This window comes from Chryseobacterium sp. SORGH_AS_0447 (genome assembly GCF_030818695.1).
Taxonomy (GTDB): Bacteria; Bacteroidota; Bacteroidia; order Flavobacteriales; family Weeksellaceae; genus Chryseobacterium.
In genome coordinates this window covers 4,290,091-4,303,407 of the sequence record NZ_JAUTAR010000001.1, presented here as the reverse complement: position 1 = coordinate 4,303,407, position 13,317 = coordinate 4,290,091, and the positions used below count along the sequence as shown (strand labels likewise).

Genomic DNA, 13,317 nt, shown 5'->3' with positions numbered 1-13,317 from the left:
TATGACGAATAAATTTTATCCGTATTTTTGTGCAAATTAAATAAAAATGGTTGATTTTACGGATAACGACGATGATATTTTCACAGGAAAAGAACATACGCCTATACGGGAAGATGCTTTTGATAAATCACCGGAAGAGAAGATAGAAAAAATTACCGAACTTTTTGGAGAAATTATGGAAACACTGGGAATGGATATGACAGACGATTCCTTAAAAGACTCTCCAAGACGGGTTGCGAAAATGTATGTAAATGAAATTTTCGGAGGCCTTCTTCCTGAAAATAAGCCGGGAATTTCTACCTTTTCAAATAAATATAAATACCGCCAGATGCTGGTGGAAAAAGATATTACCGTATATTCGTTCTGCGAGCACCACTTTTTACCGATTATCGGAAGGGCACACGTAGCTTATATCTCAAACGGTGAAGTTATCGGCCTTTCAAAAATCAACAGGATCGTTGATTATTATGCGAAAAGACCGCAGGTTCAGGAAAGACTGACGATGCAGATCGTGGACGCTTTAAAGGAAGCCCTGGGAACCAAAGATGTAGCCTGTATCATCGATGCTAAGCATCTTTGCGTAAACTGTAGAGGAATAAAAGATACGGCAAGTTCAACCATTACGGCGGAATTAAGCGGGATTTTCCGAACTAATCCGATTACCAGACAGGAATTCCTTCATTATGTAGGGAGCCATGCAAAATTGGATTAAGCAAAAGCGTAATTTTAAATTAAATGGTATAAAACATAAACTTCAAAATGTCTTTCAGAAAAGAATGAGGTTAATAGAACTAAATATTATCGAATTCTTGTTGGCTTTTAAGCATGAAGTTTTTTGGAAATAAAATTAGAATGATAAAATTTAAAAAAGTTTCACATAAGATTTTCATTACAACCATTATCTGTTGTAACCGATAACCTGTTGAACAACCTTAAATTTTAAACTTAGAACTTTGAATACAATCATGCAATTAAAAATATACAACTCGCTTGCAGGCGAAAAAGAAATATTTAAACCCATCTTAGAAGGAAACGTGGGAATGTACGTTTGTGGACCCACCGTTTACAGCAACGTGCATTTGGGAAATGTGAGAACTTTCCTCTCCTTCGATTTCATTTACAGAAGTCTGATGCATCTTGGATATAAAGTGCGATATGTCAGAAATATTACGGATGCCGGCCACCTTACCGATGACGGTGATGTAAACAACGACCGTTTCGTAAAACAAACCCGTCTGGAGAAGCTGGAGCCGATGGAAATCGTACAGAAATATACCGTAGATTTTCATAAAGTGCTGGAGCTTTTCAATCTGCTGCCACCGAATATTGAACCTACAGCGACGGGGCATATCGTGGAACAGATCGAATTGACCCAAAAATTAATCGAAAGAGGTTTTGCTTACGAAAGCAACGGATCGGTTTATTTCGACGTGCTGGAATACAATAAAAGAGGACTGAACTACGGAGAATTATCCAAAAGGAATATCGAAGAGCTTTTTGCCAACACCCGTGACCTAGACGGGCAGGGGGAAAAGAAAAATCCGCAGGATTTTGCCCTTTGGAAAAAAGCTTCCCCGGCACACATCATGCGATGGAATTCGCCTTGGGGCGAAGGGTTTCCGGGATGGCACCTGGAATGTACAGCAATGAGTACCAAATATCTGGGCGAAACTTTCGATATCCACGGCGGAGGAATGGACCTTAAATTCCCGCACCATGAATGTGAAATTGCACAGGGGAAAGCCTGTAATGACGCCGCTCCGGTAAATTACTGGATGCACGCCAATATGCTCACCATGAACTCCCAGAGAATGAGCAAATCCACCGGAAACTACATCCTGCCGATGCAGCTGGTAACCGGTGAAAATGATTTCTTTGAAAAGCCTTTCCATCCGTCAATCGTGCGTTTCTGCTTCCTGCAGGCGCATTACCGCAGCGTGCTGGATATTTCCAATGATGCGATGCTGGCCAGTGAGAAAGGGTTTATCAGATTAATGGAAGCGGTAAAAGTACTGAACTCAATCGTTCCGAATGACGAAAAACAATCCGGTTTCAGTTTGGAGGAATGGAAAAATAAAGCTTACGATGCATTAACGGATGACTTCAATTCTCCGGTACTGATCGCACATCTGTTTGAAGTGGTAAAATACATTTTTGCTTTAAATGACGGCAAAGAAACCATTTCGACTAAAGATTTAGAGGACCTGAAATCTACGCTGAATGCTTTGATTTTTGACGTACTAGGACTTCAGACCATTGAAGAAAACAACAATGAAAAACTCGATCAGACACTGAAAGTTTTGATCGAGCTCAGAAACCAGGCCAGGAAATCGAAGAATTTCGAACTGTCCGACCAGATTCGTGATAAGCTGCTTGCAGAAGGCATCGAGCTGAAAGACGGAAGAGACGGAACTTCATACGTCTTGAACTAATATAAAAAATATTCAGATATAAACTCTCACAACGTTTTGTGGGAGTTTTTTTATGATTAAACTTTGGAAGTATTATATAATTCCAAATCAATTGTGTTTATTTTGTTTTCAGTTGTTTATTTATGTAAGAGAGCAGCATTCACTTTGGTGAGTCAGAAACTTCCAGCATCCAGCATCCTTCTTCCAGCCGATTAATCCGATTTCTACTTCGGGTTCACATTATATAAAATCCGAACATCAGTCTTTGCCTCAACCTCAAAATTTTTTCTCAATCAATTCTAAAATTATGTAACTTAGTCATACTAAAATGATTAAACATTAAATTTAAATACTATGAAAAAACATTTACTACCTTTATTCTTGTTATTGACAGGCGCGAACGCTTTTGCACAGCAGGACTTCTTTGCTTTGGTCGGAAAAGATACCCCGAATATCGTTTTCAATGATTTCCGGGCCATTGACGGAACAAGTGGGACTTCAGGAGAAACCGTTTTTACGTCGGATACTCAGGCAAACGTATTTTCACAAAGCAGAAACGGCTCAGTGGCTGAAGATAAAAACACGTATAATAATGCCCAGGCCGTGAATATGGCAACCCTGGCTTATGATCCATACAACAACAATCTCGTCTATATGCCGATGTTTTCCTCCAATATCTATGTTTTAAATGCAAAAACAAAAGAAATCACTTTGGTAGAAAACAACGTGGCAAGAGTAACCTCGTGCGATATCAATTCCCATTTTACAAGAATGGCCACCGGATACGACGGGAATATTTATGCAGTAAATAATGCGGGAACTCAGTTTTTGCAGATCAGCAGAAAAGGCAGCCAATATGTGGTAAATGATCTGGGAATTATTAAAGATGATGCTTCCAACGGCAAAAACTCTTTCACAATTGTTGAAACCGGTTTTGGAGGTGATATGATTGCCGATGCCGATAACAATTTCTACATTTTTTCGGCTTCAGGAAATGTATTCAAAATTTCAACAAAAGAACTGAAGGCAAAATTTGTCGGAAAGATCTCCGGTATTCCGGATCATTATTCTGTGAACGGTTCAGCAGTGAATTCAAAAGGGAAAGTAGTGATCGCCAGTGCCAAAGGTGCTTCTCTCTATGAAGTAGATCTCAATACTTTACAGGCAAGACCGATGGAAGGTGGGCAGAACTTACATATTTATGATCTGGCCAGCAAATATTTTGCAAATGACCGGGCTGTCTCGAATACGGTTTTTGCCAACCTTGATATTTATCCTACAAGAGTAGAAGATCAGCTGATCAATATAAACGTCCACGACAAATCCGTAAAAGGAAATATCCGGCTGAATGTTTTCGATCTCTCCGGAAAAAATGTGATGAAGCAGAATTTATCGGTAAAAGACGGCTCCCTGAATCAACAGGTTCATCTTAAAAACCTGGTAAGCGGCGCCTATCTGGTAAGCATTACCGACGAAGCGGGAAAAATATTACTGAACAAGAAAATTCTGGTTTCGGAATAATCTTTGCTTTTAAGTAAAACTTAAAAACCTTTTCAACCCTTTTGGAAAGGTTTTTTTAATGAATATTTGATATTCAATAAGTTTTCTTTTTCAGGATTATAACGTATTTTTATAAAAAAAATATAAATGAAGCTATACTTTAATGTAGGTTACAGTACAAAAGTCGGCGAGCAGTTGCAGTTGGTGATCAATGATGAAGGTGCTGTACAGCAGACTCATGCTATGTTTTACGGGGAAAATGGATTGTGGAAATGCGAGGTGGATTATTTTTCCAGATCGATTTCCTATCAGTACCGGCTGGTGGATGACAGGGGAAAGGTCCTTCGGGAAGAATTTGTTCCGCATCAGCTGAATTTTCCGCACAACTATAAAGAATTTGTCATTTTCGACGAATGGAACAATAAGAATTTTCCGGAAAACTATTTAAATAATAAAATTCTTCACAATAAGCTGAACACCTTTAAGCCGGAAAAAATTTCCGTCCTGAAAAAACATACCCATTTATTCAGAATAGAAGCTCCGTTATATCATCCGGACTGGAAGATTGTTTTATTCGGAAGTACGGCTTCATTGGGGAACTGGGACTATGAAAAAGCTATTTACCTGTCACAGACCGATTTCGGAATCTGGGAGACGTCGCTCGAAATTCCTGAGAACGAATTTATTCAGTACAAATATTGTCTTTACAACAGTACGGAAGGAAAAGTAATTGATGTGGAGAACGGTGAAAACCGGTTTGCGGTGCCGAATCAGCAGAAAGATGTTCTTCAGGTCATCTCCAATCATTACTTTAAATTTAAGCTGTATCAGATGTATCATGATGCAGGGGTTGCCGTTCCTATCTTCTCTTTGAGGACGGAAGACGGCTTCGGTGTCGGAGAATTTTCCGATCTTAAAAAGCTCGCAGACTGGACCAATGAAACCGGTCTCGGTATTATCCAGATCCTGCCGATCAACGATACGACCGCCAATTATTCATGGACGGACTCGTACCCTTACGCTGCGGTTTCCGTATATGCGCTGCATCCGCAGTACATTTCCCTGGAAAATCTTGATTTTAAGCTGCCGGAAAGTCTGTTGGAAGAATATCAGGCAGAAAAAGCTGAGCTGAACGCATTGGAGCTTATCGATTACGAAAAAATGATTGCGGGAAAATGGAAATATCTTAAAGCCATTTTTAATCATGATAAGGAAAAGATCTACAAGGACAGAAACTTTAAAAAATTCATTAAAGATAACGAAAGCTGGCTGATTCCGTATGCTGCATTCTGTGTGCTGAGAGATAAGTACAGCACTCCGAATTTCAACGAATGGAAAACCCATAAAAAATATATTGCCGGAAAAGTAGCTGCATTCTTCACGGCGAAAAGCAAAGATTATGATGCGTCGATGCTTCATGCATGGGTGCAGTATCAGCTTCACAGGCAGCTGAAAGAAGCGATTGGTTATACCCACAACCTGGGAGTTTCTGTAAAAGGAGACCTGCCGATCGGGATTTACAGACATTCTGTAGAAGCCTGGACGGAACCGGAACTGTTCGGAATGGATTTCCAGGCCGGTGCACCGCCGGATCAGTTTACGGAACTGGGGCAGAACTGGGAATTTCCGACTTACAACTGGGAAGCCATGAAAGCGGATGATTATAAATGGTGGAAAAACAGGTTCAAAGCATTAGAACAGTATTTTGATGCCATGCGGATCGACCATATTTTAGGATTTTTCCGGATCTGGAGAATGCCGGTTTCCGCTACCCAGGGAATTCTGGGATATTTTTACCCCGCAATTCCGGTTACTCTGGAAGAATTTAATGCACGGCATATCCCGTTCAATTTCGACAGATACTGCAAACCGTTTATCAATGATCAGGTTCTTTGGAATTATTTCGGGGAAGACCGGGAAAAGGCATTGGAATTTATCAGCAATAACCACGACGGTACGTATTCCTTTAAAGAAGAATTTGATACCCAGCGAAAACTATCCGATTTCTTTAAGAAAAATCCGAACCCGATTGAAGAACAGCTGATTTCGCTTTGTGCCAATGTCCTGTTTTTAAGTGAAGAACGAAACGGTCAGGTGGTATATCACCCAAGATTCAATGTATATTATACCGATTCTTATAAATTCCTTTCGGATTGGGAGAAGAAAGCAATCTACGATCTTTACAATGATTACTTCTTCAAGAGACAGGATCAGCTGTGGCAGGAAAAGGCCATGGAGAAACTTCCTGTGATCCTCAATGCTACCAAAATGCTGATCTGCGGGGAAGACCTCGGTCTGGTCCCGGACTGCGTTCCGGCGGTAATGGACGAACTGGCGATTGTTGCGTTAAAAGTTCAGCGGATGCCTTCCGATAATATCCCTTTCTATAATCCGAAAAATGCAGGCTACCTGAATGTGGTGACGGCTTCTTCACACGACAGCTCGACGCTGCGGCAGTGGTGGAAAGAAAATCCGGATCTGATCCAGGAGTATTTCAATCAGCAGTTGGTTCAGTACGGCAAAGCCCCGGAAGAACTTAATGCCCATTTAGCGGAGATTATCATGAAGCAGCATCTTTATAACAATGCCATGCTGGCGATTTTCCCTATTCAGGAATTCTTTGCTACGGATCAGAACCTGGTAAACCCTAAGATGGATAACGAAAGGATTAATAATCCCGCAGTATTCCCGCACTACTGGAGATACAGAATGCACCTGAATCTCGAAAACCTGAAAGAACAGTCTGATTTTAATAAAAAGATCGCTTACTGGGTGAAAGACAGTGGGAGATTGTAAATTTAATATTTGATTATCAATAATTTAACAATAAATTAAAAGAAGTTTTATCATACGATTTAACTTCTTTTTTTTATTTATATCAAAAAGATAGAATTAAGAATTCTGCTATATTAACCAATTAACGACTATAGAAATGAAAAAAATATTGATCGGTTTTGCTTTGGGTATTGCGACGTTGTCGTTCGCTCAACAGTATCCAAACGGCGGCTGGGATGATAACGGCTATTATGATAATGACGGAGGATATTACAGTGATCAGGATGATCAGAATTATTTCCCGGACGATTATTATTACAATTATCCTCAGGACTATTATCCACAGGATTATTACATGACCAATTACAATGATTACAGAAACAGTATCATCAGTATCAACTGGAATGTATTCTTTGCTCAAAACAGAATGAGTCCCTGGCAGATTGACCAGATTATGAGACTGAATGCCTTGTACGGAAGCTTTGCTACATGGAACAACTTCTACCGGTATAACCCGGACCGATGGTATTACGACCGATTCTACGCATTGCAGAGAATTATGGGACCGAGAGTTTTTGTCGTATTCCAGAATAATTATTACAGAGGGTATAGCCCGGTAGCGTATTTCCAGGATTACAGGAGAACCCATTACGGAGCGATCTGCAGGCCAATGCCGCGATACAGAAATATAAACATCAATATTTACAGGGTAGACCGGACAAGATTCCACAGAATGGATAACCCTACTTTTAATATTGTAAGAGGAAGCGACAGACCAAACAACGGTTTCAGAGGATCAGTAAGAGACGGTAACGGAGGATTCCGCAACCAGGCTGAAAATAGGAACCGAAATCCGATCTTCAGAAACGATAACCCGGGAGTAAGAAATAATGGCGGCTTCAGAGGAAATGGTGATAATGGAGGAGTAAGACCCAATGGGGGATTCCGTACCGAGAGAGCTGAAAGCGGTGGCAACCGTGGTGGCGGTTTCCGAGGAGGCGAAATAAAGAGAGAAGAACTTCCAAGACGTGAGAATAATGGCGGTGGTTTTAGAGGTGGTGAAGTAAGAAGGGAAGAGGCCCCTAGACGTGAAAATAATGGAGGTGGTTTTAGAAACGACGGAGGTTTCAGAAGAAATGAAAACCATGCTCCGAGAGAGCAGAACAGAGGCGGTGGAGAAAGCAGAGGAAATGGCGGCTTCCGAAACGGATTTGCAAAAAATTAATTTCATATATTATATTTAAGTGGTGTGAGGGCAGATTTTAGGATCTGCTCTTTTTATTTTAATCATGTTAAATAATTAATATTAAAATTTAACATTATTTGTGAAATTTTCTGTTTAACTTTTGTTTTAACAGATAATCAAAAAGATATAAAATAAATAATTAAAGATTTAAGAATATGAAAAAATTGGTTTTAGCGATAGCATTTATCGGAATGGGAAGTTTTGCAATGGCTCAGCAAACGACTCCGACTCCTCAGGAGAGACAGGCAAAGAGAGCGGAAATGAAAGAAAAATTCCAGCAGAGAGAGCAGGAACATCTGGCACAGATGCAGAAGGACTTAAATCTGAATCAGTCTCAGGTAGATAAGATCAAAGCGTTGCATGATAAAAAGAAGGCAGACATGAAGGCTGAATTTGAAAAAAACAAAGGGGAACGCCAGGCAAGAATGGAGCAGATGAAAGCAAAAAGAGCACAGATGGATGCGGAAATGAAGCAGATTCTTACGCCTCAGCAATACGATAAATGGCAGGCAGACCGAAAAGAAAAAATGGAGCAGAGAAGAATGGCGATGAAAGAAAAAGGATTCAAGGGGCCAAGAATGCATAAGCCGATGAATACGGCTCCGGATGCAAAATAAGTAGTTTATAATTTTGATTTTTTTAATGTGTGGGAGAGCGGAATATATTCCGCTCTTTTTTATTAGTTTTATATAAAACCTTTGATTTCGGGGTTTTATTCCCTAATTTTGGCCTTAAATTTATGACTTATGGTAAGCGAAAAAATTGCAGGATTAATTAACGAACAGATAGCCCACGAACAGTATGCGGCACAATATTATCTTTCTATGTCTGCATGGTTTTCCGGGAAAGACCTCGACGGAATTGCCAATTATTTCAGAGTACAGAGCAAAGAAGAACTGATGCATGCGGATAAAATGTTTGATTATTTAAATGACGTGGGTGGAGAAATCATTATCGGTGAAATTCCGAAGCCGCCGCACGAATTCGCTAATGCCATTGACATCTTTGAAAAAGCGCTGGCCCACGAAAAAGTGGTTACCAGAAGTATTTTCAATATTGTGAAGAATGCCAACGACGAAGGCGATTTTGCGACCACTTCTTTTCTGCAATGGTTCATCAACGAACAGGTGGAAGAAGAGGCAAGTGCTTCACAGCTGGTGACCAAAATAAAAATGGTAAGCGATAATCCGTCAGCCTTGTATCTTTTCGATCAGGAACTGGCACAAAGGGTTTTCACTCCGGATGCTACGGCTTAATGAATTAAATATAAAATAAGAAAAAGTGGGCTTTTTAGAGTCCACTTTTTTAATGTTTATAAATAAATCAGCTGCGTTTTCAGTACTTTCCTTCCCAGCTTTTCCAGAATGTTTTTGTAATTTCCGATCTGCCTTTCATCCTTTGCCGATGGGTCACCCGTCTTGAAATCAACAATAATATAACCTTCATCACTTTTAAGGATACGGTCGGGACGGTAGACACGGCTTTCCCCGTTTTCTGTAATCATAATATCTTTTTCGTTGATAACTTCCCATTTTTCATCAAAAAATTCAGCATTATTCCGGATGATCTCTTCCAGGTTTCTGTGAATTTCTTCGCTTTCTTCAATCGTAATATGGCCTTCCAGAACGTAACATTCCAGGACTTTGCGGATATCTTTTTCCGTGTTGATCTGAGAGAGCAGCTCGTGAACAAAAAGCCCGATTCTCACTTTTTCCACCCGTACCTGGTAATTTTTGGAAGGCGTGGCAATTTTGATCGAAGTGTTTTTTTCGCTGACGTTTTTTAAAGCCGGAATATCTTTGGTCTCGAAATGCGAGGCTTTATCCTTAGAATATTTTTTCAGCATTTCGGGATGGATCTCATAGATATCGAACTCATCAAGGTTCTCAGGATTTTTAGACTGAAGGAACTCCAGCAGTTCAAGATTGTTCGATGTTTTGTTCGCTTTCTGAATATAGAAAAATAGCTGTTCGACAGGGCGAGTTGTTGCAACATATTGCAGGCACAGTCTATCCACCAGGTTCTTATAAGCATTCTGCTTGTTGAAAATCTCGATCTCTTCATCGTATACTTCAAGATTCTTACTAAATTGGTTGATGTTTACCGATCTCAAAGCGCTGTCAGTAGCTGTTTCAAACCAGTTGGTGAATTCCGAATCCCGGTTTTTGTTCATCATCGGGATGAAAACAATCGGGAATTCCAGCCCTTTTGCCTTATGGATCGTCATGATCTGTATCGCATCGATATTTTCAGAAGCCTGTATCGTATATGTTGAAGCTTCTTCATCCCAGTATTTTAAAAATTCTTTAATGCTGGCTCCGGCATTCTGGGTAAAGTTGAACAGCATTTCCAGAAAGTTCAGCAGGAAGTCGGTTTCTTTATATTCCACCGAGAATTCATTGATGTAATACTCTATGAAATTATACAGATTAAACCTCGGGAAATTATCCTGCCTTAATTTCAAAGAATATTTTTCCTGAATAAACTGCATGACCTCCTCATGGCCTTCGATATCCAGGATTTTTTTCATTTCCAGCGTAAAATCGGCCATGTGAATTCTTCCCAGCTTATTCAGGTAGTACATCATCATGATCAGATTCGGTTTGTTTTTCGGATTGGTTTCCCATCTCAGGAATTCGATAACTGCTTTTAACGTATTCGAAAGTTCCAGGGTAAGCCCTTTGTCTGAAATCGTTTTTACATTCGTTTCTTCTCCGCGGTACATTACTTTCAGGTTGCCCAGCTTCTGTGAATAGCTGAAAATATCAAAATTTCCCCGGCACAGAATGGTAATGTCTGAAAACCTGAATCCGTTATCCAGAATTTCCTGAATATCTTTCCGCATTCTTTCGGAAGTATCGTTATAGAAATCTTCATTGGTGAGATTTTCAATGAGGTTTACTTTTACACGGCCTTCCATGGAAGATTTCGGATTCTGTTCGCCGTCAATCCCGAAAATATTTCTATGCTCTTCCGTCAGGTATTCCGAATGGTATTTATAAAGCTCATTATTGAACTTCACAATATTTTTGGCGCTCCGCCAGTTGTCTTTCAGAACCAGGAGATCTGCCTGTTTGGGCGTTCTTTCTTTTTTATTGATGATGTCCAGCATCAGTTTGCTTTCCCCGCCCCGGAAGCGGTAAATACTCTGTTTTGGATCTCCTACCAGCGTAAAAGAAGTATTCTCCGTAGAAATGGAATGGTCGCGCAACGGCAGGAAGTTCTGCCATTGAAGTTCAGAGGTGTCCTGAAACTCATCAAAGAAATAATGCTGGAACTGCGATCCTACTTTTTCATAAATAAAAGCAGAAGGCTCATTCTTAAGATTTTCGTTGATCAGGATATTGAATTTTGAAAGTAAAACGAGGTCGTTTTCTTCCTCGATCTTTTTCAATTCATCCTGGATGTCTTTATTCACTTTCAGCGGAAGCAGGGCCGATAGAATTTTCTCCTTTTTCTGCGTCTCAATATACAGAAGAATCAGCTGCATCCTGTTTTCCAGCAGCTGGTCCAGCACTTCAAAAATTTCCGGCTCTTTGCTCTTGGATTTTGACGAAGCTCCTTTCCGGTAATTGTTCACTACGGAGTCTTCAGCAGTAGTCGGAAAAGGAAATCCCGGTCTTTTTTGCTGGTAAAAATCCAGCACTTTGGTAAAGAAACCACCGATCCCGTTTTTACCCTGGGCGAAATCTTCAATCTCGATATTTTTTGACCGGAAAAGGTCAATAGATTTTGCAGCCAGCTCTGCGGCCTGCTTCTTATTGAATGCAATTTCCTTTCGGAGTGTATTTTTTATATTTTCATAATTCGTGGTGTCGAAATCTTTGTTGTTTTTAAGATGTTCGTAGTGAATATCCTTCACAAACTCCTTTGCCGAACCGTAAAGGCTTTTATTTAAATTAATTCTTTCATTGTTTTCAAGGCTGTAATCCACATAATCCATAAAAGAATTCGAGATGACCTCGTTTTCCCCGATCTGGTCCAGCATTTTATCCACGGCTTCTATCAGGAACGGTTCGGCTTCGATCTCAAGATTGAAATTTTTTGCCAGCCCCAATTCATAAGAAAAGCTTCTCACCAGCCTCGAATTGAAACGGTCGATTGTTCCGATGTTTAGGGTTGAATAATTGTGAAGCACATAATCCAGCATCTTTTTGGCCCGTTGATGAAGGTCATCAATGGTTATTTTCAGGCCTTCTGCCTCAAAAGCTTTCTGAATATTTTTTAAATCCCCGTTTTCTGCAAAATTATCGGCAGAGAAATTTCCCAGCCACGTCAGGATCCTTTCCTTCATTTCGTTGGCTGCTTTATTGGTAAAGGTCAACGCAAGAATATTCCTGATCGACTGCTGCTGATTAGGGTAGCGGAGGCAGATCATCAGAAGCCTTTGAACCAGGGCATACGTTTTTCCCGAACCTGCTGAAGCGTTGATAACTGTATACGAATTTTGCATGCGTTTAATAAGAATTCAAACTGCAAGTTAGCTAATTTTTGAGTGAAATTTTAACAATTTTCAGCGGGTATTTAACAGTTTTGAAAATAAAATTCTAAAAGAAATCCTAAAACACGTTAACTGTGGTTAAACTTCTGTTTTAGTCTGAAAATAGCTTTAGTTTTGTTCCATTAAAAAACTGTCCGTGAAAATTAAACTATTCTTTATTTTATTTACTGTTTTTTTCATCAACATCAGTGCCCAGGATTATATTTTCGGGAAGGTAACCTCCGAGGATAACAATGAACTGCCTGATGTTACCGTTATCAATATCCGAACGGATGAAAGGGTACTGAGTAACCGCGACGGGCATTTTATGATTTCGGGAAGGGCAGGGGATGAGCTCCGTTTTGTAAAGACCGGCTTTGAAAGGATTAATAAAAAAGTGACCCGGGACAATATAAGTTCATCGATTAATGTAACACTGGTAAGGGCTGCCGAGCTGATTGCTGAAGTGGAAATCAAAAAAAACCTGACAGGCGATATCAAGATCGATTCTAAAAACCTGAACCCACCGAGAAAAGTGGAAAAGCTGAAAAGTGACCTGGCAATTTATATGTCTCAGAAATCTGATCCGAGAATTTTGGCGGCAAGACCGGGTGAATTTGTGCAACCAAAAGGACAGGGATTTTCTATTGGTAAAGTGAAAGACAAATGGGATGACCTGGATTTTGCCAATTACCTGGCTTCTGCTTTGGGAGAAAAGTATTTTACAGACCTTAAAATAGACAAGACGTTTATCCAGCATTTTATCTACTACGTTTTCGCAGGAGGTTTTGAGCGTAGAAATATCCTGAAATATGGTTTTTGCAGCGATGCCGATCTGATGAGGTTTCAACGGGCGGTACTGGTAAGGATCTCGTCTTACAGAGCACCGCAAACTCAAAAATAAT

General features: G+C 40.0%; 9 protein-coding genes. 8 read left to right on the top strand and 1 reads right to left on the bottom strand.

Annotation, left to right across the window (positions count from 1 at the left end):
* Positions 1-46: 46 nt before the first annotated feature.
* The 7 genes from folE to QE422_RS19565 all read left to right on the top strand — a co-directional run bounded on the left by folE (position 47) and on the right by QE422_RS19565 (position 9,188).
* Complete coding sequence (gene folE, locus QE422_RS19595) at positions 47-712, top strand: GTP cyclohydrolase I FolE (RefSeq protein ID WP_294301902.1); 666 nt, start codon at positions 47-49, stop codon at positions 710-712.
* A 253-nt stretch (positions 713-965) separates the two neighbouring features.
* The gene (gene cysS / locus QE422_RS19590; protein WP_307462089.1) at positions 966-2,432 is read left to right on the top strand and encodes a cysteine--tRNA ligase; all 1,467 of its coding nucleotides are present in this window, start codon (positions 966-968) and stop codon (positions 2,430-2,432) included.
* Positions 2,433-2,765: 333 nt separating this feature from the next.
* The gene (locus QE422_RS19585; protein ID WP_307462088.1) at positions 2,766-3,932 is read left to right on the top strand and encodes a T9SS type A sorting domain-containing protein; all 1,167 of its coding nucleotides are present in this window, start codon (positions 2,766-2,768) and stop codon (positions 3,930-3,932) included.
* Positions 3,933-4,058: 126 nt separating this feature from the next.
* Positions 4,059-6,707 (top strand): 4-alpha-glucanotransferase, encoded by a 2,649-nt coding sequence (locus QE422_RS19580; RefSeq protein ID WP_307462086.1) that lies wholly within the window; start codon positions 4,059-4,061, stop codon positions 6,705-6,707.
* Positions 6,708-6,843: 136 nt separating this feature from the next.
* The gene (locus QE422_RS19575; protein ID WP_307462085.1) at positions 6,844-7,911 is read left to right on the top strand and encodes a hypothetical protein; all 1,068 of its coding nucleotides are present in this window, start codon (positions 6,844-6,846) and stop codon (positions 7,909-7,911) included.
* Between the two features lie 176 nt (positions 7,912-8,087).
* On the top strand, positions 8,088-8,549 hold the full coding sequence (locus QE422_RS19570; protein ID WP_307462084.1) for a hypothetical protein: 462 nt from the start codon (positions 8,088-8,090) through the stop codon (positions 8,547-8,549).
* Positions 8,550-8,678: 129 nt separating this feature from the next.
* Entirely contained in the window at positions 8,679-9,188 is a 510-nt protein-coding gene (locus tag QE422_RS19565) for a ferritin (protein WP_307462081.1), read from the top strand.
* A gap of 56 nt (positions 9,189-9,244) precedes the next feature.
* On the opposite strand, the gene QE422_RS19560 is transcribed toward QE422_RS19565, so the two are convergent.
* Positions 9,245-12,385: an exodeoxyribonuclease V subunit beta gene (locus QE422_RS19560; protein WP_307462079.1), complete on the bottom strand. Its 3,141-nt coding sequence runs from the start codon at positions 12,383-12,385 to the stop codon at positions 9,245-9,247.
* A 184-nt stretch (positions 12,386-12,569) separates the two neighbouring features.
* Here QE422_RS19560 and QE422_RS19555 point away from each other — a divergent pair, with 184 nt between their 5' ends.
* Positions 12,570-13,316 (top strand): carboxypeptidase-like regulatory domain-containing protein, encoded by a 747-nt coding sequence (locus tag QE422_RS19555; RefSeq protein ID WP_307462077.1) that lies wholly within the window; start codon positions 12,570-12,572, stop codon positions 13,314-13,316.
* Position 13,317 lies beyond the last annotated feature (1 nt).

Bases quoted from the DNA above. Each gene is read 5' to 3' on its own strand.
- folE (WP_294301902.1), top strand. From the start codon at position 47: ATGGTTGATTTTACGGATAACGACGATGATATTTTCACAGGAAAAGAA.
- cysS (WP_307462089.1), top strand. From the start codon at position 966: ATGCAATTAAAAATATACAACTCGCTTGCAGGCGAAAAAGAAATATTT.
- QE422_RS19585 (WP_307462088.1), top strand. From the start codon at position 2,766: ATGAAAAAACATTTACTACCTTTATTCTTGTTATTGACAGGCGCGAAC.
- QE422_RS19580 (WP_307462086.1), top strand. From the start codon at position 4,059: ATGAAGCTATACTTTAATGTAGGTTACAGTACAAAAGTCGGCGAGCAG.
- QE422_RS19575 (WP_307462085.1), top strand. From the start codon at position 6,844: ATGAAAAAAATATTGATCGGTTTTGCTTTGGGTATTGCGACGTTGTCG.
- QE422_RS19570 (WP_307462084.1), top strand. From the start codon at position 8,088: ATGAAAAAATTGGTTTTAGCGATAGCATTTATCGGAATGGGAAGTTTT.
- QE422_RS19565 (WP_307462081.1), top strand. From the start codon at position 8,679: ATGGTAAGCGAAAAAATTGCAGGATTAATTAACGAACAGATAGCCCAC.
- QE422_RS19560 (WP_307462079.1), bottom strand. From the start codon at position 12,385: ATGCAAAATTCGTATACAGTTATCAACGCTTCAGCAGGTTCGGGAAAA.